Source organism: Dichotomicrobium thermohalophilum (assembly GCF_003550175.1).
GTDB classification, from domain to species: Bacteria; Pseudomonadota; Alphaproteobacteria; order Rhizobiales; family Rhodomicrobiaceae; genus Dichotomicrobium; species Dichotomicrobium thermohalophilum.
The window spans coordinates 104,052-128,245 of record NZ_QXDF01000004.1 but is presented as its reverse complement, the minus strand read 5'-3'; the positions used below and the strand labels follow the sequence as shown (position 1 = coordinate 128,245).

Annotated in this window: 23 protein-coding genes; 9 read left to right on the top strand and 14 right to left on the bottom strand. The window is 63.9% G+C overall.

What is annotated here, in order from left to right; all coding sequences use genetic code 11:
* From BXY53_RS13240 to BXY53_RS13225, 4 genes are all read right to left on the bottom strand, one after another.
* A partial coding sequence (locus BXY53_RS13240) for a hypothetical protein (protein WP_147361567.1) occupies positions 1 to 769 on the bottom strand: 769 nt, incomplete at its 3' end.
* A gap of 186 nt (positions 770 to 955) precedes the next feature.
* Positions 956 to 1,462 (bottom strand): GNAT family N-acetyltransferase, encoded by a 507-nt coding sequence (locus tag BXY53_RS13235; protein ID WP_119062481.1) that lies wholly within the window; start codon positions 1,460 to 1,462, stop codon positions 956 to 958.
* A gap of 233 nt (positions 1,463 to 1,695) precedes the next feature.
* Positions 1,696 to 1,902 (bottom strand): DUF1737 domain-containing protein, encoded by a 207-nt coding sequence (locus tag BXY53_RS13230; RefSeq protein ID WP_119062480.1) that lies wholly within the window; start codon positions 1,900 to 1,902, stop codon positions 1,696 to 1,698.
* A complete protein-coding gene (locus tag BXY53_RS13225) occupies positions 1,899 to 3,125 on the bottom strand; it encodes an argininosuccinate synthase (RefSeq protein ID WP_119062479.1) in 1,227 nt (408 codons plus the stop codon). Before BXY53_RS13225 ends, BXY53_RS13230 begins: the two co-directional genes overlap by 4 nt.
* Positions 3,126 to 3,260: 135 nt before the next feature.
* Between BXY53_RS13225 and BXY53_RS13220 the strand changes: the two genes are divergently transcribed.
* Both BXY53_RS13220 and BXY53_RS13215 read left to right on the top strand, forming a co-directional pair.
* Positions 3,261 to 4,247: a CHAD domain-containing protein gene (locus BXY53_RS13220; protein WP_119062478.1), complete on the top strand. Its 987-nt coding sequence runs from the start codon at positions 3,261 to 3,263 to the stop codon at positions 4,245 to 4,247.
* 41 nt (positions 4,248 to 4,288) lie between these two features.
* Entirely contained in the window at positions 4,289 to 4,870 is a 582-nt protein-coding gene (locus tag BXY53_RS13215) for a Tll0287-like domain-containing protein (protein ID WP_170144460.1), read from the top strand.
* Positions 4,871 to 5,032: 162 nt separating this feature from the next.
* Here the strand turns inward: BXY53_RS13215 and pepN are convergent, their stop codons facing one another.
* The 4 genes from pepN to BXY53_RS13195 all read right to left on the bottom strand — a co-directional run bounded on the left by pepN (position 5,033) and on the right by BXY53_RS13195 (position 12,521).
* A complete protein-coding gene (gene pepN / locus BXY53_RS13210) occupies positions 5,033 to 7,666 on the bottom strand; it encodes an aminopeptidase N (RefSeq protein ID WP_119062476.1) in 2,634 nt (877 codons plus the stop codon).
* Positions 7,667 to 7,798: 132 nt separating this feature from the next.
* Positions 7,799 to 8,776, bottom strand: coding sequence for a methylenetetrahydrofolate reductase (locus BXY53_RS13205; RefSeq protein ID WP_147361566.1), 978 nt, complete (start codon positions 8,774 to 8,776; stop codon positions 7,799 to 7,801).
* Positions 8,777 to 8,966: 190 nt separating this feature from the next.
* Positions 8,967 to 11,477 carry a GcvT family protein gene (locus tag BXY53_RS13200; protein ID WP_119062474.1) on the bottom strand — a complete coding sequence of 837 codons (2,511 nt, stop codon included), beginning with the start codon at positions 11,475 to 11,477 and terminating at the stop codon, positions 8,967 to 8,969.
* Positions 11,478 to 11,651: 174 nt separating this feature from the next.
* Positions 11,652 to 12,521: a phytanoyl-CoA dioxygenase family protein gene (locus BXY53_RS13195; protein WP_119062473.1), complete on the bottom strand. Its 870-nt coding sequence runs from the start codon at positions 12,519 to 12,521 to the stop codon at positions 11,652 to 11,654.
* Positions 12,522 to 12,748: 227 nt separating this feature from the next.
* On the opposite strand from BXY53_RS13195, the gene BXY53_RS13190 reads away from it, so the two are divergent.
* The 5 genes from BXY53_RS13190 (at position 12,749) to BXY53_RS13170 (ending at position 17,082) form a co-directional block, all read left to right on the top strand.
* Entirely contained in the window at positions 12,749 to 14,098 is a 1,350-nt protein-coding gene (locus tag BXY53_RS13190) for a glycine cleavage T C-terminal barrel domain-containing protein (RefSeq protein ID WP_210209243.1), read from the top strand.
* Positions 14,099 to 14,278: 180 nt separating this feature from the next.
* On the top strand, positions 14,279 to 14,818 hold the full coding sequence (gene ppa, locus BXY53_RS13185; protein ID WP_119062472.1) for an inorganic diphosphatase: 540 nt from the start codon (positions 14,279 to 14,281) through the stop codon (positions 14,816 to 14,818).
* Positions 14,819 to 14,829: 11 nt separating this feature from the next.
* On the top strand, positions 14,830 to 15,636 hold the full coding sequence (dapB, locus tag BXY53_RS13180; protein ID WP_245410476.1) for a 4-hydroxy-tetrahydrodipicolinate reductase: 807 nt from the start codon (positions 14,830 to 14,832) through the stop codon (positions 15,634 to 15,636).
* Between the two features lie 40 nt (positions 15,637 to 15,676).
* On the top strand, positions 15,677 to 16,297 hold the full coding sequence (locus BXY53_RS13175) for a 2,3-bisphosphoglycerate-dependent phosphoglycerate mutase (RefSeq protein ID WP_119062470.1): 621 nt from the start codon (positions 15,677 to 15,679) through the stop codon (positions 16,295 to 16,297).
* Positions 16,298 to 16,398: 101 nt separating this feature from the next.
* Positions 16,399 to 17,082, top strand: a complete 684-nt coding sequence (locus tag BXY53_RS13170; RefSeq protein WP_245410475.1) for a transglutaminase-like cysteine peptidase — start codon at positions 16,399 to 16,401, stop codon at positions 17,080 to 17,082.
* A 1-nt stretch (position 17,083) separates the two neighbouring features.
* On the opposite strand, the gene BXY53_RS13165 is transcribed toward BXY53_RS13170, so the two are convergent.
* The 5 genes from BXY53_RS13165 to meaB all read right to left on the bottom strand — a co-directional run bounded on the left by BXY53_RS13165 (position 17,084) and on the right by meaB (position 22,182).
* Positions 17,084 to 17,845 (bottom strand): potassium channel family protein, encoded by a 762-nt coding sequence (locus BXY53_RS13165; protein ID WP_119062469.1) that lies wholly within the window; start codon positions 17,843 to 17,845, stop codon positions 17,084 to 17,086.
* An 86-nt stretch (positions 17,846 to 17,931) separates the two neighbouring features.
* Complete coding sequence (locus BXY53_RS13160) at positions 17,932 to 19,326, bottom strand: SLC5/6 family protein (protein ID WP_119062468.1); 1,395 nt, start codon at positions 19,324 to 19,326, stop codon at positions 17,932 to 17,934.
* A 72-nt stretch (positions 19,327 to 19,398) separates the two neighbouring features.
* Positions 19,399 to 20,520 carry a cell division protein ZapE gene (gene zapE / locus BXY53_RS13155; protein WP_119062467.1) on the bottom strand — a complete coding sequence of 374 codons (1,122 nt, stop codon included), beginning with the start codon at positions 20,518 to 20,520 and terminating at the stop codon, positions 19,399 to 19,401.
* Between the two features lie 13 nt (positions 20,521 to 20,533).
* Positions 20,534 to 21,139, bottom strand: coding sequence for a pyroglutamyl-peptidase I (locus BXY53_RS13150; protein ID WP_147361565.1), 606 nt, complete (start codon positions 21,137 to 21,139; stop codon positions 20,534 to 20,536).
* Complete coding sequence (gene meaB / locus BXY53_RS13145; protein WP_119062465.1) at positions 21,136 to 22,182, bottom strand: methylmalonyl Co-A mutase-associated GTPase MeaB; 1,047 nt, start codon at positions 22,180 to 22,182, stop codon at positions 21,136 to 21,138. Before meaB ends, BXY53_RS13150 begins: the two co-directional genes overlap by 4 nt.
* Positions 22,183 to 22,378: 196 nt before the next feature.
* Here meaB and BXY53_RS13140 point away from each other — a divergent pair, with 196 nt between their 5' ends.
* Positions 22,379 to 22,609 (top strand): hypothetical protein, encoded by a 231-nt coding sequence (locus BXY53_RS13140; protein ID WP_119062464.1) that lies wholly within the window; start codon positions 22,379 to 22,381, stop codon positions 22,607 to 22,609.
* Between the two features lie 295 nt (positions 22,610 to 22,904).
* On the top strand, positions 22,905 to 23,522 hold the full coding sequence (locus BXY53_RS13135) for a hypothetical protein (protein WP_147361564.1): 618 nt from the start codon (positions 22,905 to 22,907) through the stop codon (positions 23,520 to 23,522).
* Positions 23,523 to 23,534: 12 nt separating this feature from the next.
* Here the strand turns inward: BXY53_RS13135 and BXY53_RS13130 are convergent, their stop codons facing one another.
* Positions 23,535 to 24,107, bottom strand: a complete 573-nt coding sequence (locus tag BXY53_RS13130) for an ActR/PrrA/RegA family redox response regulator transcription factor (protein ID WP_170144459.1) — start codon at positions 24,105 to 24,107, stop codon at positions 23,535 to 23,537.
* Positions 24,108 to 24,194: the final 87 nt, after the last annotated feature.

The following is a 24,194-nucleotide window of genomic DNA, read 5'->3' as shown; positions in this document are numbered from 1 at the left end:
TGCCGCTGACCGTGTTATCCTCACCGGTCATGAAGCTGTCGTCCTTCGCCACGGGCGCCGTGTTGGGTCTCGCGGTGGTTACTGTAAAAGAACCTTCCTCGACCAAACCAGTTACAGGGCATCTGAAAACATCTTCCCAATCCTTCTGAATAGTAATGGTATTTTCGCCATCAACGAAGGCGGCTATTTCATCGTTAGCAAGTTTCAAGTTAATATCAATAACATCATAGCAATATCCAGAAGACAGTGTTTTTGAATATATCTCCGTTCCATTGACTTCAATCTCCACAGTGTCCTCATTGTTATCGTCGCCTTTGAAGCCGTATATTAGCGTAATATTAAATTTTATTTCACGAATTTCTCCATTTTCAGGAATATCGACGTCCTTCGTGTACTGTATCGGGTCGTCGTAGCTACCGCTTTTTTTCTGAAGATTGATCGTGTTTTGCTCGACTCTGAATGTTTGCTCCTCGGCCTGAGCGCCCTGGTTGCTGATAGCCGCCAGAAGCGCCACGAGGAGGCATACCATCAGAGCAGATCGGTGGAATGTCGTTCCGGCAGCCCTTTCCGCGTGCACCGGCCTCCTGTTCGCCCTGTGCAGGATGCTGCCTGTGCCGCCGGTGTCATTGCCCCGGCTGTCACGGGCCAGGATGGTGGGCCGGCTCAGGCAACGAGCATGTAATGAAAAGCCATGATGAGGCGCTGCAGCCAGCGGGCCCGGTGTCAAATCGCCCCTCAGCGCCGCGCATGTCTTGCTGATGAGGTTCATTGATGTTGCTCCGAATTTCGTCTTCGTCCAGGCGGGAATGCCGCGTTAACCGCCGCTCCGTGCAAGTTGAACGCGCAATGGCAAGGCGCGGCGGCTTTTTTGGCCTCACGCCGCGATTCATGTAAAGAGGGTTGTGGACGCGGTTGAGCGCAACCAAAGCGTGGGGTTGCCGCAGCGCAACAGCGCTCAGGGCCACAGATAGGCGATCCGCTCCAGCCGTTCGCCGCCGAGCCGCTCGATCGCCGTGCCGCCGGGCTGTCCGCCGAGCGCCTCATAGAACGCACAGGCCTGTTCGTTGTCGCGCAGGGACCAGACGACGAGCCCCTGCAGGTTGCGCCGGCCCAGCTCGCGCCGCGCCGCCTCGAACAACTGCCGGCCCAGCCCCGCACCCTGATACACCGGCATCAGGTAGAGCTCATAGATTTCGCCTTCATAGCCGGCCGGGCCATGACGCGAGCGGCCATAGGTGGCGTAGCCCTGCGTCTGCCCGTCGAAGTCGAGCAGCAGGACCGAAGCGCCCATGCGCAGCAGCTTCTCCCACCAGCCCGGCGTGTGCGAGGCGATCATCTGCTGCAGCGTGATATGCGGGATCAGCCCCTGATAGGTCGCACGCCACGCTTCCTCACGCACGGCCGCCAGGGCAGGGGCGTCCTCCGCGGTCGCGTGGCGGATGTCGATCAGCGCGCTCGTCATGCGCGCGACTATACATTGCGGCGAAAGCGCGGCAAAGCCCTGCTCCTGGAGGATCGATTCCTCACAACCACGTCATGCCCGGCCTGCCTATCCTTAGTCTGGCGTCGCCTCGACCGTCATCACCGGGCTTGACCCGGTGATCCATTGTCAGGACACAGAGCGACCTTCTAGTTTGCCGGATCAAGTCCGGCAATGACGAAAGTTGACCGGATTCGACCAGGCCGGATCACGCTTTAGAGGTCGCCGAGCTTGATGTTCGGCGCGTAAACGCGCTCAGGCGCATCCTTGACGATGGCCTGCGCGCAGACGACATGCCCGCGCACCGGATCGAATGTCACACTCGGCCCGCCGTAGAGTTCCCAGCCGTTGTTGAGAGCCTCCGTCACCCGGTGGCAGAAGCCGCTGTTGTCCTTGCCGGTCAGCAGGCGGTACGCCTTCACGACTGGCGCTCCCGCCGCGCGGCGACGAGGCGCAGGCGCAGCGCGTTCAGCTTGATGAAGCCTTCGGCGTCTTTCTGGTCGTAGCCGGAGCCTTCCTCGAAGGTGACAAGGTCCTGCGAATAGAGCGATTGCGGCGAGCGACGGCCAACGATGCTGACGCTGCCCTTGTACAGCTTGAGGCGAACGGTCCCCGAGACATGCGCCTGGCTCTGGTCGATCGCCGCCTGCAGCATCTCGCGTTCGGGCGAGAACCACAGACCGTTATAGATCAGTTCGGCATAGCGCGGCATCAACTCGTCCTTCAGATGCGCCGCGCCGCCGTCGAGCGTGATGCTTTCCATGCCGCGATGCGCCGCCAGTAGGATCGTGCCGCCGGGCGTCTCGTAGATGCCGCGCGACTTCATGCCGACGAAGCGGTTCTCGACGAGATCAAGCCGACCGATACCGTTGTCGTGGCCCAGTTCGTTGAGCCGCGCCAGCAGGGTCGCCGGGCTAAGCGGCTCGCCGTCGATCGACACGGCATCGCCGCGCTCGAAGCCGATCTCGACATAGGTGGGCTTGTCCGGCGCATCCTCCGGGGCGACCGTGCGCTGATACACGTATTCCGGCGCTTCCTCGTCCGGGTCTTCCAGCAGCTTGCCCTCCGACGAGGTGTGCAGCAGGTTCGCGTCGCAGGAAAACGGCGCTTCCCCGCGCTTGTCCTTCGGCACCGGGATCTGGTGCTTCTCGGCGAAGTCGATCAGCGCCTCGCGGCTTCCAAGCTCCCACTCGCGCCAAGGGGCGATCACCTTGATGTCGGGGGCAAGCGCGTAATAACCCAGCTCGAAACGCACCTGATCGTTGCCCTTGCCAGTCGCACCGTGACAGACCGCGTCCGCGCCGGTCTCGCGCGCGATCTCGATCTGGCGCTTGGCAATCAGCGGCCGCGCGATCGATGTGCCGAGCAGGTAGACGCCCTCGTAGACCGCGTTCGCGCGCATCATCGGGAAGACGTAATCACGCACGAATTCCTCGCGCAGGTCCTCCACATAGATCTCGCGGATGCCCAGCATCTCTGCCTTGCGCCGGGCCGGCTCAAGTTCCTCGCCCTGGCCGAGATCGGCGGTGAAGGTCACCACCTCACACCCGTAAGTGACCTTTAACCACTTGAGAATTATGGAGGTGTCCAGGCCGCCGGAATAGGCCAGCACGACCTTGCGGATGGGGGCGTCGGCGTCGCTCATGGCGCGTCATGTCCTTGTTGTTACGCGTTTGTGCGGGGCATAGCCGATTGCCGGGCAGGCGGCAAGAGGGCGCCGGCGAGGGCGAGGCTCGACAAGACGCGACGCATTGCCGATGTTAAGTGATTGGCAAGATGTATGCGTGGCGCGGAGCGAGAGGCCAAGATCATGCGCTATCGCCTGAAACTCGATGAACCTCTGGCCGACGGTGTCCGTCGCATCGGCATCGGCCAGATCGAGCGCGCAGTGGGTATGCTCGCCAGCGAGGACCGCGACACCGGCATCCATGAGGCGCGCAAGTGCTTCAAGCGGATGCGCGCACTGCTTGACATGATCCGCCCCGTGCTGAAGCCGAAGGTCTACAAGCGCGAGAACCGGCGTTTCCGCGATCTCGGCCGCGCGCTGTCAGGGGCCCGCGATGTGCACGTCATGCGCCAGACCCTCGATAAACTGGCCGAGCAGCGCGACCTCGGCGCGGCCGGCGAAGTGCCCTCGGCGCTGCGTGTGTGGCTGGATGCCAAGCGCGCGCGGATTGTGCCGATTGATGGTGACGCGGCCATGCGGCAGGCCCAGCGGGTTCTGGCTGAAGCGCGTGAGGCGTTTGCAGACTTGCCGGTCAAAGGCGACAGCTTCGCACCGCTGGCGGCGGGTGTGCGCACGGTATATGCCGGCGGGCGCAAGATCATGAACCAGGCTTATCGCCGGGGCGACGACGAGATCTTTCACGAATGGCGCAAGCATGTGCAGCGCCACTGGCGCCAGCTGCAGCTTGTGCGGAACGCCTGGCCCGAGGCCATCACGCCCCGCATTGCGCTGGCGAGCGATTTGTCCGACCTGATCGGCGAGGATCATGACCTGAGCGTGCTGATCGAGTTCGTCCGGCAGAATCGAGCGATCCTTGGGGCACGCGATGCGGTGGACGCGCTGATCGAAGCGGCGCAAGCCCGGCAGGCGGACCTGCGGAACGCTGCCTTTGTCCGGGGGCGCCGGCTTTACGCGCTGCCGCCGAGGGCGCTGGAAGAGGCATTGATGGCGTACTGGGAGACGGCGCCAGAGGTGGTGAAGGCACAGGCCGACATCGAGCCTTTGGCCCAGGGCGGCAAAGTCGTTAATATCGCGCGGTAGAAATACGTTATTGCACGCCAGTCATGTCCGGGAGAATGACGATGAAAAAGCTGATTGTTGCCGTGCTCGCGTCGTCCGCTCTGGCCGCACCCGCCGCTGCCGAGACCGGGAAGGTCGACACAGAAGCCTACGTCGCCGAAGCCAACGCGATCATCAAGGACTTCATGACCAACCTGAAGGGCGAGCTGAAGCGCGCGCTCAAGAACGAAGGACCGGTCGGTGCGATCGGCGTGTGTCAAGAGGCTGCGCCGGCTGTAACGCGCGATGTTGCGGCGAAACATGACTGGGATGTGGGGCGCACGGCGCTCAGGTTGCGCAACCAGGACAACGCGCCGGATGAGTGGGAGCGCAAGGTGCTGGAGGATTTCATCGCCCAGCGCGAAGAAGGCGCGGACCCGAAGACGCTTTCCGTGACGAAAGTGGTCAGCAGCGACGGCGAGACCACCTTTCGCTACATGAAGGCGATCCCGCTGGCGGAGAAGCCATGCGCGACCTGTCACGGCACCAACGTCGATCCCGACCTGCGCGCGGAGATCCTGAAACGTTATCCGCAGGATGAGGCCGTCGGCTTCGAGGCGGGCGAAATCCGCGGCGCCTTCACGCTCTCGCGCAAGATCAACTAAAGCGGGTTTGCCGGACCGCAACGAGCGCGGACTTCGTTGCCCAAGTGATACGGCATTGCGAGGCCCGGCGGGCCGAAACAATCCGGCGCCGACGGCTTGGCCGGAGTGTTTCGCTTCGCTCGGAATGATGCGCGCGAGGCGGTGCCGTAAGGTCGACACCCTCTAGCCCAGCATCTTGCCGACGACCTCGCTGGTGTCGCGCGACAAACCTTCCTTGGCGGCGATGCGCTCCAGCATTTGCTGCGCCATTGCGCGCCGGCCGGGCTCCAGCATCTTCCAGCTCGAAAAGGCGCTGGCCAGTCGCGCAGCGATCATCGGGTTGAAGCCGTCGATCTCCATGATCGACTCGCCGACGAATTCGTAGCCGCGGCCGTCCGCGGAGTGGAAGTGCAGCGGATTGCCGTGCGCCAGCGCGCCGATCAGCGCGCGCACGCGGTTCGGATTCTTGATCGAGAAAGCCGGATGGCGACGCAGGCGCTCGACGCGATCGAGCGTGTCGCTCGCCGTCGATTGTGCCTGGATGGCGAACCACTTGTCGAGCACAAGCTGCTCATCCTTCCAGCGGTCGTAGAATGTTTCCAGCGCCTCGTCGCGCTCCGGCCGGTCGAGACCCGCGAGAATGCGCAGCGCAGCCATGCTGTCGGTCATGTTGTCGGCGTTCTTGAAATGGGTCTGCGCACGCTTCACGCCGTCCTCGGTTTCTTCCGCGGCCAGCAGCGCCAGGGCGGTGTTGCGCAGGCTCCGCTTGCCGACGCTGTCGGGGTCCGGCTGGTATTCACCGGGAACGGCATAGTCCTCGTACAAACGCTGCAGATCGCCCTGAAGCGTATGGCCGAGGGTGGCGCGCAGGTCACGCCGGGCCTTGTGAACCCCGGTCGGGTCGACATCCGCACCGATTTCCTGGGCGATGTCCAGTTCGCTCGGTGGCACGGCAAAAGCCGCGCGATAGGCTGGTTCCAGCCAGTCGTCCGTGAGCGTCGGCCCCACGGCCAGTGCGAACTCGCGCACGTCAGGAACGAACTCGCCTTCGCCGCGCGCCATCGCCACCAGGCGTTTCATCGCCTGTGTCTGCGCCGCCTGCCAGCGGTTGAACAGGTCGCTGTCGTGCCGCATCAGGAAGTCGAGATCGGCGTCATCCAGCGGGCTGGACAGCTTCACCGGTGCCGAGAACCCCCGCAGGAGAGAGGGGATCGGCCGGTGCGCGACATCCGCGAATTCGAAAGTCTGCTCGCGCTCCGTCACCATCAGCAGGCCGCCCGGAACCTCGCTTCCATTTTTCAGGATCAGCGGCATGTCCTCGCCGTCCGGGCCCACAAGACCGATGCGCAGCGGGATTGGCACAGGCTCCTTCTCCGGCTGGCCGGGCGAAGGCGCATGCACCTGCGTGACATGGAGCTTCGCCGTCTTCTCGCTGGCGTCATGCTCGAACCGGCAGACCACTTCGGGCGTCCCCGCCTGATTATACCAGCGCATGAACTGGCTCAGGTCGCGGTCGTTGGCATCGGCCATCGCGGCGACGAAGTCCTCGACAGTCACCGCCTGCCCATCATGGCGCTCGAAATAGAGCTTCATGCCGGCCTGAAACCCATCCTCGCCAAGCATGGTGTGCAGCATCCGGCACAGTTCGCCGCCCTTCTCATAGACGGTCAGCGTGTAGAAGTTGTTGATCTCCACGAATGAGGACGGGCGGACCGGATGCGCCAGCGGGCCGGCATCTTCCGAGAACTGGCGTGCGCGCAGAAGCCGCACATCCTCGATGCGCTTCACGGGTCGCGACCGCTGATCTGCGGTGAACTCCTGATCGCGGAAGACGGTCAGCCCTTCCTTCAGGCAAAGCTGGAACCAGTCGCGGCAGGTGACGCGATTGCCCGTCCAGTTATGGAAGTATTCATGCGCGATGACCGCTTCGATGGACTCATAGTCGGTATCGGTGGCGATGTCGGGCCGGGCCAGGATCAGCTTGTCGTTGAAGACATTCAGCCCCTTGTTCTCCATCGCACCCATATTAAAGTCGCTGACGGCCACGATCATGTAGATATCGAGGTCGTATTCCAGCCCGAAACGCTCCTCGTCCCAGCGCATCGCCGTCTTGAGGCTCTCCATCGCCCAGCCGCAGCGGCCTTCCTTGCCCGGCTCGACGTAGATGCGCAGATCGATTGCTCGGCCGGTCTTCGTGATGAAGCTGTCCTGCACGCAGGCCAGATTCCCGCCCACCAGCGCGAACAAATAAGACGGTTTGGGGAAGGGGTCCTCCCACACGGCGAAATGACGGCCATCGTCAAGGTCGCCGTCCTCCACAAGATTGCCGTTGGCAAGAAGCACCGGGGCCTCGCGCTTGTCCGCCTCGACGCGCACGCGATAGCGCGCCAGAACGTCGGGCCGGTCGATGAAGTACGTGATGCGGCGGAAGCCTTCAGGCTCGCATTGGGTGCAGTAGATGCCCCCCGAGCGGTAAAGCCCTTCAAGCGCCTCGTTGGCCTGCGGATTACAGGTCGTCTCGATCTCGACCTCGAACGGCCCTTCAGGCGGCGATGTGATCGTCAGCGATTGGTCGTCGGCGGTGTAGTCATTGATGGGCGTACCGTTGATCTTGACCGAGTGCAGCTCCAGCTTTTCGCCGTCCAGCGTCAGCGGACCGGCCGGCGCATCGGGATCGTCATTCGGCTTGACCTTGAGGCGCGAGCGTACGCGGGTGTTCTCCGGCGCCAGCGCAACGTCCAGATCGACCGTCTCGATCAGATAAGGTGACGGCCGGTAATCCTTCAGGTAAATCGTCCGCGGCTCTTCGGTTTTCATGGCTTACCTCTTTGCTTGAGTCCTGTTTACAGGCCAGCAAGCGCGATTCCAAGGACGGCCGAGATGGGGCGCGAACAAAAAAGCCGGACGGGCGGCCCCATCCGGCTTGAGAAGTTATGAGAGGGCATAAGTTCAGCCGGTGGCGTAACCGGCCTTGCGGCAATCCTGCGGCGCGCCGGCCCGCCATTTGCTCAGCCACTCCACCGCGCTGTTGAAGCCGCCGAAGGTGTAGACATGCAGGCCGTGAACCTTGGCGCCTTCTGTGTCGCTGGCGAGGCGGTAGACGAGATCATCCGGCACAGCCGTGTCGCTGAGGCGGGTGAGCTTGACGCCGTATTTGCGCATCGCGCGGAAGGACGCCTTGGCGCCGGTAAGCCCGGCGAATTTCATCAGTGTTTTCAGACTTGTCGGACCGGCGACACCGACATGCAACGGCAGGTCGATGCCACGGTCCGCGAGATCGCGGCGCCAGGCCATCAGGTTGTCCGGGTCGAGCACAAACTGGGTGACGAGCCGGAAATCCGCCGGGCTTTGCTTCGCATAGGCGTATTTCCAGTCCAGCGCGTCGCTGACCGCCTCGCCGGAGACGCCCGGGATACCCTCGGGCTGACCGCCGACGAAGATCGTCTCCACGCTGTACGCCTCAAGGATTCCGGTCTCCAGCACGGACATGCTGTTCTCGAACGGCCCAGCCGGCTCCTCCGGGTCGCCAGCAATGACCAGCACCTCGCGCAAGCCCACCTGCTCGCGCAGGGCGGCCAGCGTGTCCGTCAGCTCCGCGCGCGAACGCAGACGCCGGGCGGCAATGTGGGGCACGGGTTCCATGCCTTCATCGCGCAGGCGTTTGGCTAGCGGGATGCAGTCTGCGAATTCGGCCCGCGGCAGGAACGGCACGAAAACCCGCGCGCCCAGCGGCATCAGTTCGCGGAAATCGGTGATCTTGTCCGCCGTGCTGGGAATGATCTCGATGGAAGCGTTGCGCGCCAGGCATCCAGCGCGCTCTTCCACGCTCATTTCCGGTGTAACCGCGGGGTGAAAGCCGACGGGGATCTCGTCGGGCTCTTCGCCGGCCTGGGCCGCCGCCGCTTCCATTTCGTCGTAAACGCTCATCGCCACACCCGCCTTGAAATCGTTCAGCGCCTGTCCTGAGCCGTTGTGCGGGAGGCGCGGCGGCGGTGGGAGGAGACCGCCGTTCCGCGCTAACACCCTGCCACGGTACGAGAATCAGCCTACTCCGCCGTTAAGTGACCGGACGGCCCAGCCGCGCCGCCGGCATGGCGATTTGCGACATCGGGCCTGATTACGACCTCAACCGTTCGTTATCGGGGTCGAACGGGCTTTCCGGAATGACACGGGCGGGATAACGCTCGCCAAGGATTTCCACCTCGAATTCCTCGCCCTCGGCCGACATCTCCGGCGGCACCATGCCCAGCGCAACCGAATGGCCAAGACGCCAGCCGAAACCGCCGCTGGTGCAGCGACCGACCAGCTTGCCGTTGCGATATATGGGTTCGTTGCCGCGCGGATCGGAGTCCTTGATCTCGCCGACCTCCATGGTCACGAGGCGGTTCTTGAAGCCGCGCTGCTGCCATTCGATCAGGGCATCCCGTCCAATGAAGTTCGGCTTGTTGAGCCGGACAAAGCGGTCCAGCCCCGACTCCAGCGCCGAATACTCGATCGACAGCTCGCGCGGGATCAGGCGATAGGACTTCTCGATGCGCATGGTGTCCATCGCGCGGATGCCGAATGGCTTGATGTCGTAGGGCGCACCGGCCTCGAACAGCAGATCGAAAATGGTGTTCTGCATCTCCATCGGATGATGCAGCTCCCAGCCCAGTTCGCCGACAAAGTTGACCCGCAGGGCGTGCGCCATCGCATGGCCGATATTGATCTGCTTGCCGGTCAGCCACGGGAACGCTTCGTTGCCCAGATCGAAGTCGGTCAACTGGCCGAGCACGTCGCGCGCCTTCGGGCCGGCGAGCACCAGCACGCCGTACTGCGTCGTGATCGGCTGGAGCTGAACGCTGCCGTCCCGCGGGGCGAGCTTCTTCAGGTAGTCGTGATCGTGCCGCTCGAAGGCGCCGGCGGAGACAAGGTAGAAGGACTCCGGACCAGTCTTGTAGATCGTGAATTCGCTGCGCACGCCGCCGCCCTGTGACAGCATGTGGCACAAGCCAATCCGCCCGATCTTCTTCGGGATGCGATTGGCGACCAGCGACTCCAGCCAAGCCTCGGCGCCGGGGCCGGTGACCATCATCTTGGCGAAGGCCGACATGTCGAGAACGCCGACGTTGTTGTGCACATGGAGCGCCTCGTTCCCGACATGCTCGAAATAGTTCGAGCGGCGGAAGCTCCACAGCTCGCGGACCTTGCCCTCGTCATCGGGCGTCGGATAGTTCTCGTTGCAGAGCACATCAGGCCGGTTCAGGTCTTCGACCTTGATGCCGTAGTCCTTCGGCGCGAACCAGTTCGGACGCTCCCAGCCATAGACCTGACCGAACACAGCGCCGCGTTCGGCCATCCGGCCGTAGCAGGGCGAGGTCTTGAGCGGGCGCGCGGCAACGCGTTCCTCGTCAGGATAATGAACCGTAAAGACGTTGGCGTAGGCTTCCTCGTTCTTCTCCTTGAGGTAACCGCGCGAGGCATATGGACCGAAGCGCCGCGGGTCGACGCCCATCATGTCGATGGACGGCTCGCCCTCGACGATCCACTCGGCCAACTGCCAGCCCGCGCCGCCGGCAGCCGTGACGCCGAAGCTGTGGCCCTCGTTGAGCCAGAAATTGCGCCGGTCCCAGGCCGGCCCGATGATCGGGGAGCCGTCCGGCGTGTAGGCGATCGCGCCGTTATACACCTGCTTGATGCCGACCTCACCGAAGGCGGGCACGCGCTCGATCGCGGTCTCGATATGCGGCTCCAGCCGCTCCAGGTCTTCCTGGAACAACTCGTATTCGGCTTCCTCATCCGGCCCGTCAACATAGCAGGCCGGTGCGCCTTTCTCATACGGGCCGAGCAGCAGGCCGCCGGCTTCCTCGCGCATGTACCAGGAGCTGTCAGAGTCGCGCAGAACGCCCATCTCCGGCAGTCCCTGTGCCTTGCGCGCCTGGATGTCGGGGTGGGGCTCCGTGACGATATACTGATGCTCCACCGGGATGACCGGCAGGTCGAGGCCGATCATCTTGCCGGTCTCGCGGGCGAAGTTGCCCGTCGCCGAAACGACATGCTCGCAGGCGATGTCCCCCTTGTCGGTGTGCACGATCCAGCTATCGTCAGGTTTCTGCGTGAAGCCGGTCACCTTGGTGTTGCGGTAGATCTCCGCGCCGCCCGCGCGTGCGCCGCGCGCGAAGGCCTGCGTAAGGTCGGCGGGCTGAATGTAGCCGTCATCGGGGTGCTGGATCGCGCCGAGCAGCCCTTCGGTGTTGCAAAGTGGCCAGATTTCCTTGACCTGCTCGGGCGTAAGCCAGCGCACATTCACGCCGATGGTCTCCGCGACGCCCGCATAATACTTGTATTCGTCCATCCGGTCCTGCGTCTGCGCCAGGCGGATGTTGGAGACGACCGAGAACCCGACATGCTGGCCGGTCTCTTCCTCCAGCTTGTTGTAAAGTTCCACCGAGTATTTGTGGATCTGGCCCACGCTGTAGCTCATGTTCCACAGCGGCAGCAGGCCGGCCGCGTGCCAGGTGGAGCCAGAGGTCAACTCCTTTCGCTCGATCAGAACGACGTCGGACCAGCCCTTCTTGACCAAGTGGTAAAGGGTCGAAACGCCGACGACGCCGCCGCCGACGACCACCACGCGCGCTTGATTCTTCATCGCCGCCTGTCCCGTTTTGCTTGAGTGATAGCTCGACAAAAAGCGTGCCCGGCGCGATGGCCCGAAGCCATCGTCGTCCTTATGCGTGCCTTAACAGCGAAGCATGCGCGCGGACGCAATTAACCGACGCGCGCAGAGCGACATCGGCTTGGCCGATTGCGACGCTGCGCCGGATTACCGCGGTGCCGGCACAGCTTCGAGATCGTCCTGCAGCGAAGCGCCGCCGTGAAGCCTCTGAAACCAGGCGGTTCCGGGCGCCACTGGGCCCCGATCGACGTTCGGCGCGCCGCGCCCGGCGAGGAGATCGTCCCGGTCCACCGTGCGCGTTTCGCTTGAGATGCGGGCTTCAGCGGTCGTATTCGGCACGGTGGCGTGCAGGTGCGTTGCAGAAAACGCCATCAGCGTGCCGGTCGGCACAACGAGCGATAGCGCCTCCTGCCAATCCAGCGGCTCGCGCGCCGTTGGCAGCTCGGGATAACCCGGCTCGGAGCGGGCGCGCCTGGCGTCCCAGCCGGCGCTGTCGTTGACCACCTTCCGGTCCCAGGCCCGCGGGAAAACGGCCATGGTCCGCTCGGGGGCGAGGTCGTAGATTGGTAGCCACCAATTGATCTGGCAGTCCAAACCTGAGCCCCAGCTATCCCGGTGGGCGGGGAGAAGGCCATAGCCCGGCGCGTTCGCGGTCTCGTGCGGCGGAGCCGAGCGCAGCACAAGCCGGTCGCGATAGGTCGCTTCCGGGGCAACGCCCGCAGCCGTCAGCGCGTCGGTCCAGTACCGAGCGATTTCCGGGGACTGGGCGAACCGCCTCTGCGCCTTGCGCATCGTCTTGCGAAAGCCGCTCAGTCCGAGCGCCCGATAGGCGGTCGGCGGGTGCGCGCCGTCAAAGACGTCTTCAAGAATCGCGCGGGTCTCGGCGACGAGGGACGCCACGGGTGCCAGCCCATCGAAAAAGAGTATGCGCCCGGTATACAAGCGCCCGGTCAGGGCCTCCGGCGAGAGCCCGCCGCTGACCCTGTCGATCCAGTCTTCGGCGTCGATGCCAGTCATTTCTGCGGTCCTTCGTTTCGCTCCGCGATCATGCCCCGGGACGGCTGCCACCGCCCCGCAGACTGCGACTCGCGCCGCTCCTATCACGCCGCAAACACGACAGCTTTATCCCCCTGTGCAGCAAGGCCGATTTCAAGCTGTCAAAGAGTCGTTTTGGGGACGATATGCCGCTGCGGTTTGTGACCATATGCGTCGAGATAAATGTCCGAGGCAGAAGGAAGTCCGCCATGCTGGAGAAGGCCGAAATGAGCGAAAGCGAAACCGAGCCCAACCGCTCCCATCCCAACGTTCCCGACATCGACCAGTCGGATCGTCATGTCCCGATCAACCTGCGCCAGTCCGGCCCGACGCCCGTGCAGATGCTGATCTCGACCCGCGTGCGGAAGTCACCGTTCTGGCATCTCGCCGTGGAAGCCGGCTGCTGGCGCGCGACGGTCTATAATCGCATGTATCACCCGCGCGGCTATGTCCGCCCGGAGGACGGCGGCGCGATGGCCGAGTACGACGCGCTGGTGAACCGCGTGACAATGTGGAACGTCGCGGTTGAGCGTCAGATCCGCGTGAAAGGCCCGGACGCCGAGGCGTTCGTCAACTATGTGATCACGCGCGACGCCACCAAGATCAAGCCGATGCACGGCAAATACGCCATTCTCTGCAACGAGAAGGGCGGCATCCTGAACGACCCCGTGCTGCTCCGGCTGGAGAACGATGAGTTCTGGTTCTCGATCTCCGACAGCGACCTGATGCTGTGGCTGCAAGGCGTCAATGTCGGCAAGAAGTTCGACGTGGACATCGCCGAGATCGACGTGTCGCCGCTACAGATCCAGGGGCCGCTCTCGGAAGACCTGATGGCCGAGCTGTTCGGTGATGAAGTCCGCACAATGCCGTATTACGGCCTGATGCGTGGCAAGCTGGCCGGTGCCGACGTGATCGTCAGCCAGACCGGCTTCACCGGGGAGAAGGGCTACGAAATCTACACCTACGACAGCACCATCCACGCCGAGGCCGTCTGGTACGCCGTGCGCGGCGCGGGCGCGAGCTATGGCCTGCGCGTGATCGCCCCGGCCCACCACCGCCGCGTGGCCGCAGGCATTCTGTCCTGGGGTCAGGACATGGACAGCGAGACTTCGCCGTTCCAGGTCAACCTGGCCTATCAGGTGCCGCGCAAGAAGCAGGCGGATTATATCGGCAAGGAAGAGCTTGAGCGCCAGCGCAAGATCATCGACGAGGGCGGGTTCCCCTTCAAGATGCGCATGGTTGGCATCAAGCTGGGCGGCCAGCCGATCACCGACTACGCCAATGACTTCTGGTTGATCTCCGAGCCTGAAGGCGGGCGTGTCGGCTATGTCACGTCGCCATGGTGGTCCCCGGAGCTACAGACGAACATCGCGCTGTGCTGGGTTCCCCACCGGCTGTCCGAGCTTGGCACGCGGCTGCTGGTCGAGGTGCCGGAAGCCTATACCGAGCGTTCTGGTGAGCCGGTCGCGGCCGAGGTGGTGGAAGTGCCGTTCCGCCCGTCGGTCAATCCGAGCGCACGCGAGCGCGCCAAGGCACGCGGCCGCGACTGGGCCTACTAGGCCGCTACACCGAGCACGCTCTCACGGTTGCTGGGTCGTCTCCTCTCCGCCGGTCCGGGGTGATCTCCGGGCCGGCCTTTTCGTCCCGGCGACCGGTCCGGCACGGTCGCGCTTGACGGGGCGCGTGGAAGTTGCAACACACCATGGCAGTTTCAAGCCACCACGAGAAAGGCGTCTGCCATGCGTATCGATGCCATCCCCATCGGCGATCATCCGCCGCATGACGTCAATGTCGTCATCGAGGTTCCCATCGGCGGCGAACCCATCAAGTACGAGATGGACAAGGCGTCGGGCACGCTGTTCGTCGACCGCGTGCTCTACACGGAGATGCGCTATCCCGGGAACTACGGTTTCGTCCCGCACACCCTGTCGGATGACGGGGACCCTGTGGATGTCCTGATCGCCAATCAGCGCCAACTCATCCCTGGCGCGGTGATGAACTGCCGGCCCGTCGGCGTTCTCTACATGCGCGATGAGGCCGGCGCGGATGAAAAGATCGTCGCGGTGCCGTCCGGCCGCGTTTCGGCGATGTACAACAACATCGACAGCTATCGCGACCTGCCGGAGATGCTGATGCGCCGGATCGCCCACTTTTTCCAGCGCTACAAGGACCTGGAAGATGGGAAATGGGTGGAGATCACCCGCTGGGGCGACGATGCCGAGGCGCGCGAACTGATCCTGAAGGCAATTGAAGCCGGCAAATCCGGCCTCACAGTCTGACGAGGGGCGCAATGAGCGAGATGCGGCTTGCCGTCATGGGCGCAGCGGGACGCATGGGGCGTGCGCTCATCCGCGCGGTGCATGAGTCGCCGCAGTCCACGCTGGTCGGCGGGACCGAGGCGGCCGGCTCCGAAGCCATCGGGAAAGACTTGGGCGAACTGGCCGGGGTGGGGGCTCTCGGCATCCATGTGACCGACGATCCGCTGGAGCTGTTCACGCGTTGCGAGGGTATTCTCGATTTCACCAGCCCCAACGCCACGGCTGAATACGCCGGTTTGGCCGCCCAGGGGCGCATCGTTCACGTGATCGGAACCACAGGGTTCGGCGAGTCGGATGAGCAGCGCATCGCCAGCGCGTCGCGTCATGCCACGATCGTGAAGGCCGGGAACATGAGCCTGGGGGTCAACCTGTTGACTGCGTTGACCGAGAAGGTTGCCGCCGCGCTCGACCAGGACTACGACATCGAAATCGTCGAGATGCATCATCGTTACAAGGTCGACGCGCCCTCAGGCACCGCGCTGATGCTGGGTGAGGCCGCGGCCAGCGGTCGGCAGGTCGCGCTTTCCGAGCATGCCGTCAAGGCCCGCGAAGGGCATACCGGCCCACGCCAAAGCGGCGACATTGGTTTTGCGACGCTGCGCGGCGGCGATGTCGTGGGCGAGCACACGGTGGTGTTTGCCGGGCAGGGTGAGCGGGTCGAACTTACGCACCGGGCGACCGACCGGCAGATTTTCGCGCGCGGTGCGGTGAAAGCTGCGCTATGGGCGCGCGGCAAGCCGCCCGGCATCTATTCCATGCGCGACGTGCTCGGCCTATAACGTATTGAGGCCGGCCCGGCCGGTACTTTTCGGGAGGTAGATGAATTTCATGCTGGTGCTCGTTCGTCACGGCGAAAGCGAATGGAACAAGCTGAACCTGTTCACGGGCTGGCGCGACGTTGAGCTGAGCGAGCGCGGCGTCGAGGAGGCGCGCAAGGCCGGGCACGCGTTGAAAGAGGCCGGCTTCACGTTCGATATTGCATTTACGAGCGCGCTGAAACGCGCCCAGCACACACTGGACATCATTCTGGAAGAGCTTGGGCAGACGGATATCCCGATTGAGCGCGACCAGGCGCTGAACGAGCGCGACTACGGCGATCTCGCCGGGCTGAACAAGGACGCGGCGCGTGAGCGCTGGGGCGAGGAGCAGGTGCACATCTGGCGCCGCTCCTACGACACGCCGCCGCCCGGCGGCGAAAGCCTGAAGGACACCGCCGAGCGCGTCTTGCCCTATTACGAAGACAAAATCCTCCCGCTCGTGAAAGAGGGCAAGGACGTCATCGTGTCAGCGCACGGTAACTCGCTGCGCGCGCTGATCATGAAGCTCGACGACCTGTCCCGCGACGAAGTCACCCAACTCAATCTCGCCACCGGCGTGCCGATCGTCTACAAGATCGATGCCGACGGCAGCGTGGCCGAGAAGCGGGAACTGTCCATCTAAGCTCCTGCGCAAACTTCATAAGTTTTTCCAGGGCGGTTTAGCTCTCGTTCAATGCCTGTCTGGCATCCTTTGCCGAAGTTTGTTCGGAGAGGATGCTCGTCATGCGTTGGGTTGCGCTTGCGCTGCTTCTGGGTTTGATCGCGTGGACTGGGGCGCGGCAGGATGCGGCAGCGTTCGACAGCGAAACGATTATTCACAAAAGCGCGCTCCCGCAGCCGCGGTCCGGGCGCGTGACCATGCCCATCCACGGCCTGACCAATGCGCCGCCCGGCTACGTCGACTTCTGCCGCCGGCAAGCCGACGAATGCCGGTCACAGTCCACGGTGCGCCGCGCCTCTGGCGGAGCCGGGCGCCTCGATCTGACCGCCGACCGCTGGATCATGCTCAATGCCGTGAACAGCTACATCAATGACACGGTGGCGCCGAAGACGGACCGCGAACTCTACGGTGTCGAGGAGTACTGGACGATGCCGGACAGCGCCGGTGACTGCGAGGACTACGTGTTGCTGAAGCGCCGCGAACTCATCAAGCGCGGCTGGCCGGAAAGCGCGCTGCTGATCACCGTGGTGCTCGACGAGCAGGGCGACGGCCATGCTGTGCTGACCGTGCGCACGGCCCAGGGCGACTTCGTCCTGGATAACAAGCACTCGCGGATCCTCCTCTGGCGCGACGTGCCCTATACCTTCATCAAGCGCCAGTCCTATCGCTCGCCGCAGCTATGGGTGTCGCTAACACCGCGGCTGGGTCGCGGGTCGGTCGCCGCCGCCAACGCGGAGCTGCGCTAGGCTAGGTCCCGCCTGATGTCTCGATGTTGAGCACGCGTCCGCAGTGCTTGCAGTGCACGGCGTCGGCATCGTGCTGGTTCAGGCCGCAGTCCGGGCAGGTGTAGTGCACCTTGCTGGGCCGGAAGATGACCTGCAAGAGCCGCAGGAACAGGCCCACCCCGAACACAAGGATGACGACTGCCAACAGCCGTCCGACCGTGCCCTGCAGCACGATGTCGCCGAAGCCGGTGGTCGTCAGCGCCGTGACGGTGAAATAAAGGGCGTCGAGATAGTTGTTGATGCCCTCGTTCGTGCGGTGCTGGAGCACGAACACCAGCGCCGAGATCACGAACACGAAGACCAGCAGGTTGAAGACGCTGTTGATGACCTCTTCGTGCCGCCGGAAGAAGGGGTAGAGCTCACGCAGGTCGCGCAGCATGTGGTACGAGCGCAGCAGCCGGAAGATCCGCAGGATGCGCAGAAAGAGATAGTCTTCCGCTGCGGCCGGGACCAGCAGCGAGGCGAGCACAGCCACGTCGGTCCAGGTGCTGATCTCGCGGAAATAGACGCGCGCGCTGGTCGAGGCGATGAACCGCGCCAGCAGGTCGAGCCCGATATAAAGGCCGATGCCGATGTCGATCGTCCGGTAGATGTCTGACGGCGGCAGCGCCGTAACGGCTATGAAATAGATCAGCGTCGCCGTGTCGATCGCCAGCAGCGTGAAGCGAAACGCGCGGGAATAGGGATGCGTCCCGTAATAAAGCTCGCGGATGAATTTTTTCACGGCGGGCTCACCGGCATTGGCTGGATGGCAAAACGCCGCGATCTTTCAAAATCCTGGCCTGCGGCGCAAGCGCAAACCACCGCCTCTCAGGCCGTATCCGCAGGCTTTGCCGTGGCTGGCCGCCTCAACCATGCCCCAAGCGCGAACGCGCCGTTGCCGATGATCATGACGGTCGCGGAGATCAGCAGCAACTTGTTGTATTTGATCGTAATGCCGGTGAGCGGAGCGATGATGTCGGCGTGTCCGCCGCTTTCCGCGTAATAAAGCGCCGCGCCCGCGATCGCCGCAATGAAGGCGGTCAGATAGCTCCACCGCGGGATGGCCATGTTGCCCCAGATCGAGAAGAAGATCACCGGCGCAAGGAATAGTGAGGCCGTGCCGCTGACCGCGACGGCGGCATAGAGGTCGTCGGTCCCGAGCGCGAGAAACACCAACCCGCCGAGCGCGAACAGCGCCATGGCGATGCGCCCGTTAGCGACCGTCGGCTGGCCGATGCGCATGTCGGCCACGGCCAGCTTCGCGGCGCTGGAGAACGTGGAATCGAGCGTGGAGACCGCCGACAGAACGAGCGCGAGGTTGACGAGGGTCATCGTTGTGTCGCCCAGCAGCCTGGCGAGCACAGCCATCATCTCCTCGCCCTGCTGCGCTTCCACGCCGGCGATAACGCCCAGCAGCGAAAAGCCGAGGATACAGATGACGCTGATCCACGCCGCGTGCAGGAAGCTCGCCCGCGTGGTGCGGCGGTCCGCGATGAAGCCGCGATCCATCATCACCGGGTCGTGCATCGGGTAGCTCCACACCTGCAAAAGCGCCACCAGCAGCAGATTCCAGCCGTTTTCGAGGACCAGGGGGCTGCTTGCGCCGATCGCCGCGACGGAGGTCGCGGGAAGATCGATCAGCGCGAACATGATGAGCACCATCAGTGCGAGGAACAGGCTCATTTGCAGAACGTCGGTGCGCAGCGAGGCGCGCAGGCCGCCGATCATCGAATAGGCGAGGGTGACCAGCGTGGTGACGCAGACCGCCAGCAGATAGATGGTCGAGCCGGCGGTGCCGAAGATGATCCCGACGACCAGAAGATTTGCGAAAACCTCGCTGATGAGGCGCAGCGCGATCAGGAAGTTGTAGCTGCTGGTACCCAGCGTGCCGAAGCGTTCGCGCATGAAATCCTGGATGCTGCGCGCGCCGTGGCGAAAGCGGAGTTGGTCAACGATGGCCCAGCCGGTCAGGAACGAAAGGTAATAGGCCGCGTAGGCGATGCCGCCGGCGATGCCGAAATAAAAGCCGAGGATCGCCGCGGTCAGCAGCGAGCGGGCGAAGATCCACGTCGTGACCTGCGAGAAGGTGAGCGTGAGCACGCCCGGCGGGCGTCCGCCTTCGGCCCAGCCGCGATAAAAGCTCTGGCTGTCGCGCGCAAGCGGCGCGACGAAGAAGCTCAGCAGGATCAGCGCGGCCAGCGCGGTCACAAGGATTTCGGTCATGAGGCACACCCTTGCCGTTGGGACCGCTCGAACTTGAGCATGAGCGTCAGTGCGGCGCGAAGTGACAAGTGTTCACGAATGCGTCAGCCGGCGGCCGCGTGAGAGATAATCGCTGGTGCGCATCTCCATCAGACGCGAGACGGTGCGCTCGAAAAGCAAGGCGCCGTCGCCGGCTTCATAGAGCGCTTCGGGTTCCGCGTCGGCTGTCATGATCAGCCCTGTGCCGGCGTCGTACAACGCGTCGATCAAGGTGATGAAGCGGCGGGCCTCGTTGCGCTTTTCCGGCCCCATCACGGGCACGCCTTCAACGAAAATGGTATGAAAGTCGCGGGCCAGCGCCAGATAGTCGTTTGCCCCGAGCGGCTGCTCGCACAGATCAGCAAACGTAAAGCGCGCCGCGCCCATTGCCGCCTCGGGGACATCCAGGCAGCGCCCAGCCACGGCGATCTCGCGGGGCTCGCCGCGTTCCGTACCGGTCAGGCTGATCCAGAGCGCCTCGATCCGTGCGCGCGCGTCTTCATCAAGCGGGTAAAAGTAGAGCGGCGAACCGGACAGCTTTTCCAGCCGGTAATCCCGCGCCGAGGACAGCTCCAGAACCTCCACGCGCTGCTCCAGCTCGGCGATGAACGGCTCGAACAGGTTGCGGTTCAGCCCGTCCTTGTAGAGATCGCGCGGCGGCACGTTGGAGGTCGCCACCAGCACGAGGCCGGTCTCGAACAGCACGTTGAACAGCCGCCCCAGAATCATGGCGTCGGCGATGTCAGTGACGTGAAACTCGTCGAAGCACAGCAGGCGCGTGTCCTTGGCGATCTCCTTGGCCACCTGCTCGATCGGGTCGCCTTTCGCCGTCTTGCGGAAATGCGCGGCACGCTCATGCACTTCGGCCATGAAGGCGTGGAAGTGGTCGCGCCGCTTCTCGCGGATGTCGACGCTGTCAAAGAACAGGTCCATCAGCATCGTCTTGCCGCCGCCGACGCCGCCGAAGATGTAAAGCCCGTAAGGCACTTCGCCGCGCTTGCGGGTGAAGAAAGACAGCGGGTCGGTGCGTGTCGGCCGGCGATAACGCGCGATGCGGTTGGCGAGAAGTTGCAGCTTCTCCACCGCCATCGCCTGCGCAGGGTCGGGCCGGAGCGCGCCGGACTGAAGCATTTCACGGTAGCGCTCGCGAAGTTCTGCCGGCGGGTTTGGTGACATGGTATTCCGTGCTTCAGGCGGTAACGGGTGCGGTTTGCTCGGCACGTGCGGCGGTTTCGACGATGAGCCGCGCGCCTCTCAAGGCCTGAGCGCGCGTGAGTGGCCCCGACTCGGCGATGTGAGGGATATGGACGAAGCCGACGCGGGTTGAGGTGCCGTGCGCCCAGTGCAGGGTATGAAAGAACAGGGCGTTGCACAGGTAGCGGCCTGGATCTTCCGACAGGGCGACGGGAATGTCCGCCGCCGCTACGGTCGAGGCGATCGGCTCAAGCGGCAGCGTCGCGTTGAGGGTCTCGACCGGCGACGGCAGCAATCGGTGATCCTTGGGCGACGCGCCGTCCACATCGGCATGAGGCCCGCGCGCGTTGTAGGCCCGCTTTTCCAGACAGAAGCCGGTTGCCTCCTGCGAGACGCCAAACAGGATCACCTGACGCGGTCGCGCTGCCTCCAGCAGCGGTTCCAGCGCGGCCCAGGCGCTTTGCCAACTCACCGGCAGCACCGCACCCGTCAGCGGGCGCGCATGTGTTCGCGCCAGCGTCTGCACCAGCCAGCCCGAAGGGTTCCACCCCACGCCGGGAAACGGGCCGAACCCGGTGACCAGCATCCCCGACGCGCTCACCTCTCCCCCTCCGCCGTTCCCGTCGCGAGCGCGCTGAGCCCCAGGGCGGACGCAATCTCTTCCGCCGCCAGGCTCGGCACGAGCTCGCCAGCGCGCACGCGCGCCTCCAGGCCCTTCAGTTTCTCGGCAATCGCCGGGTCATCGGTCAGCGCCTGACGCAGGCGCGCCTCGATCAGATCATGCATCCACGCCACCGCCTGTTCCCGGCGCTTCTCCTGCCACTCGCCGGATTTGGTCATCGTGTCGTGATAGCTTTCGATCTGATGCCACAAAGCGTCTAGCCCGATGTTCTGCAGGCCCGATATCGTGATGACCGGTGCGCGCCAGTTCGGGCTTGGCGGGGTCAGAATTTGCAGCGCATTCCGGTAGTCGTTTGCGGTTCGGCGGGCGCGGTCGACATTATCGCCGTCGGCCTTGTTGACAGCGATCATGTCGGCCAGTTCTAGCACGCCCTTCTTCAGGCCCTGCAGGTCGTCGCCGGCGCCAGGCAGCAGCAGGACGAGGAAGAAATCGACCATGTTGGCGACCGCGACCTCCGACTGCCCCACGCCGACCGTCTCGACGATGATGACATCGAACCCGGCCGCTTCGCAGAGCAGCATCGTTTCGCGTGTGGTGCGCGTGACGCCGCCGAGCGTGCCCGCTGAGGGCGATGGACGAATGAAGGCTTGATCATCTGCGGCGAGCCTGGCCATGCGCGTCTTGTCGCCGAGGATCGAGCCGCCGGTGCGCTGCGAGGTGGGGTCGACGGCGAGCACGGCGACGCGGTGCCCCCGTGCAGTCAGGTTGGTGCCGAGCTGGTCGATGGTCGTGGATTTTCCCGCGCCGGGCGAGCCGGTCAGCCCGATGCGATAGGCCCCGCCGGTATGGGGCAGAAGCCTCTGCAACAGCTTGGCCGCGGCGGCGCGGTCGCGCCGTTGGCGGCTTTCGATAAGCGTAATGGCGCGCGCCAGCATGGCGCGGTCACCGTCGCGTACGCCGGTCACGTATGCGTCAAGCCTGGGGCGTGGCCGCGGCGGGGTGCCGGTCTCATTCGATCCCATGGTTTTCGGATACGCGAAAAGCGCCCGGCGTGGCAAGGATGCCGGCCTCGTTCGGGGCAGTCGCGCGGATGCCATGAAAATTGTTCGGAACCGCCATAAATCCGGCCACGTGTCGCCGAAAAGGTCGGTAAAAAACACGTATCAGTTGTGGTGCGTCGGTGATTCGTTTTGAGACAGTGAGAACAGGTGGGACGATATGGAGACCCAACCGTCTGATCAGAAGCGGCATATCCGCCAGGCGCTCGCTGACCTCGTGTTCGGCCTGGCGCTGTTTGCGATCTTCGTCTTGCTGGGTGTCTTCGGCGTCAAGCAGGCCTCCTCCGAAGTGGGCATCCACCCGCCGCCGGCGCAGGAGGCGCCGTTGCCAAAAGACAACCCCGGAAGCGTTGTTCGTGATATCCTGCTTCCTCTCGGCGGAAGAACGTGATAGCTGTATTTTTGTTCTTGTGGTCTGACTGGCCGATGAACGGCGCGCGCAAATGCGCCGGATCGCGGCGGGCATTCCCAAGAACCAGACCCCTGGCGGAACTGGTGTTGCGTACGCCAGGTGGTCCTGCTTTCGGAGCGGTCGCGTCTGTGCGTCTGGCGGCGTTGTTTGTCAAAGTTTCCGCGTTTCTTCACGAAAAGGTCAGATCGTCGCGCTATCCGGGAGGAACCTTTTCCGGAGCGTGCCGGTTACGGTATTATTATCATCGCCGTTGCCGCATCAGGAGACCGATGACATGACGTATCTACGCCGCAGACTGTTCTCATCCAGCCGCGTAATGCGCTGGCGCGGAACGCGGGCGATCCTGTTGGCGGCCGCGGTTGGTTTCAGCGGATGGCAGACGGCGCAGTTTGAGTGGTCTGAGGCAGGCCGCGCGCTCGATCAGGCGCTATGGACCCATGCGCTTGAGGACAGGGCGACGGTCTCCGATTTGCAGGCAGCCGCGCCACTCTGGCGCGAACGGGAAGGGGCCAGCGGCGACAAAATTGTTGAGCGCGTGGACCCTTCCAAGCCAGCGAAATCCAGCGTAGCCGTGCTCGATGAGGTCAGCGGCCACGCGATTCCCGCGCCGGTTCTCGCGGAGCAGGCTGCAGAGAAGAGCGAGACCGCCTCCTTGCCCGTGAAGCCAGCCCGCTTCAACGGTCTCACAGCCGGCGACCGTCTGACGGTCACGACAACCAGCGGCGACGTCTACACCTTCGAAGTCGTCACGGGCCAGGAAGACATAACCGCTGACGGCAAGATCGCCATCCGGGTGATGGCACCCGATGGCGACCAGGGTCCGGTGCTCTATACGGTCCGGCCGGTGACGCCTGGAGAGCCTGGGGCGCTGACTCCACAGCAGGAACTGTAACGCGCACTGCGCTTATTTCGGTGCGCGCTTGGCCAGGATGCGCTGCAGCGTCCGGCGGTGCATGTTCAGCTTGCGCGCCGTCTCCGACACATTGCGATCGCACAGCTCATACACACGCTGGATGTGCTCCCAGCGCACGCGGTCAGCCGACATCGGGTTTTCAGGCGGCGGCGCGTGTGCCTCCTGGGTCGCCATGAGCGCGGCGTAGACGTCATCCGCATCCGCCGGCTTCGAGAGATAATCGACAGCGCCCATCTTCACCGCAGCCACAGCGGTGGTGATGTTGCCATAGCCTGTCAGCACGATCGCACGGCTATCCGGGCGCAACTCATGCAGAAGCTGCACCACATCCAGCCCATTGCCGTCTTCCAGGCGCATGTCGATTACCGCGTAAGCGGGCGGATTCGAGCGGATTTCCTTCATGCCTTCGGCCACGCTTTCGGCGCTGCGCACGTCGAAGCCGCGCGACTCCATGGCTCGCACAAGACGGTTCAGGAACGGCTTGTCGTCATCCACCACAAGCAGGCTGTTCTCTGCCCCGATGTCGACCTTGTTTTCGGGTTCCACGACGGTCATCTCACGCATTCCTTCCATTTGATCTGATAATACGCGAGCTGCCCTATACATGGATTACCCGACCCTCGGGGTAAAGAGCCAGCCGATCGACGCTTC

Excerpts from the sequence above, each read along its gene's own strand:
- ppa (WP_119062472.1), top strand. The coding sequence starts at position 14,279 with ATGCGTATCGATGCCATCCCCATCGGCGATCATCCGCCGCATGACGTC.
- BXY53_RS13225 (WP_119062479.1), bottom strand. The coding sequence starts at position 3,125 with ATGAGCGACGCCGACGCCCCCATCCGCAAGGTCGTGCTGGCCTATTCC.
- BXY53_RS13200 (WP_119062474.1), bottom strand. The coding sequence starts at position 11,477 with ATGAAGAATCAAGCGCGCGTGGTGGTCGTCGGCGGCGGCGTCGTCGGC.
- BXY53_RS13195 (WP_119062473.1), bottom strand. The coding sequence starts at position 12,521 with ATGACTGGCATCGACGCCGAAGACTGGATCGACAGGGTCAGCGGCGGG.
- BXY53_RS13205 (WP_147361566.1), bottom strand. The coding sequence starts at position 8,776 with ATGAGCGTTTACGACGAAATGGAAGCGGCGGCGGCCCAGGCCGGCGAA.
- BXY53_RS13135 (WP_147361564.1), top strand. The coding sequence starts at position 22,905 with ATGACGTATCTACGCCGCAGACTGTTCTCATCCAGCCGCGTAATGCGC.
- BXY53_RS13220 (WP_119062478.1), top strand. The coding sequence starts at position 3,261 with ATGCGTGGCGCGGAGCGAGAGGCCAAGATCATGCGCTATCGCCTGAAA.
- BXY53_RS13160 (WP_119062468.1), bottom strand. The coding sequence starts at position 19,326 with ATGACCGAAATCCTTGTGACCGCGCTGGCCGCGCTGATCCTGCTGAGC.
- BXY53_RS13215 (WP_170144460.1), top strand. The coding sequence starts at position 4,289 with ATGAAAAAGCTGATTGTTGCCGTGCTCGCGTCGTCCGCTCTGGCCGCA.
- BXY53_RS13190 (WP_210209243.1), top strand. The coding sequence starts at position 12,749 with ATGCTGGAGAAGGCCGAAATGAGCGAAAGCGAAACCGAGCCCAACCGC.
- BXY53_RS13130 (WP_170144459.1), bottom strand. The coding sequence starts at position 24,107 with ATGCGTGAGATGACCGTCGTGGAACCCGAAAACAAGGTCGACATCGGG.
- zapE (WP_119062467.1), bottom strand. The coding sequence starts at position 20,520 with ATGTCACCAAACCCGCCGGCAGAACTTCGCGAGCGCTACCGTGAAATG.
- meaB (WP_119062465.1), bottom strand. The coding sequence starts at position 22,182 with ATGGGATCGAATGAGACCGGCACCCCGCCGCGGCCACGCCCCAGGCTT.
- pepN (WP_119062476.1), bottom strand. The coding sequence starts at position 7,666 with ATGAAAACCGAAGAGCCGCGGACGATTTACCTGAAGGATTACCGGCCG.
- BXY53_RS13175 (WP_119062470.1), top strand. The coding sequence starts at position 15,677 with ATGAATTTCATGCTGGTGCTCGTTCGTCACGGCGAAAGCGAATGGAAC.
- dapB (WP_245410476.1), top strand. The coding sequence starts at position 14,830 with ATGAGCGAGATGCGGCTTGCCGTCATGGGCGCAGCGGGACGCATGGGG.
- BXY53_RS13170 (WP_245410475.1), top strand. The coding sequence starts at position 16,399 with ATGCGTTGGGTTGCGCTTGCGCTGCTTCTGGGTTTGATCGCGTGGACT.
- BXY53_RS13235 (WP_119062481.1), bottom strand. The coding sequence starts at position 1,462 with ATGACGAGCGCGCTGATCGACATCCGCCACGCGACCGCGGAGGACGCC.
- BXY53_RS13140 (WP_119062464.1), top strand. The coding sequence starts at position 22,379 with ATGGAGACCCAACCGTCTGATCAGAAGCGGCATATCCGCCAGGCGCTC.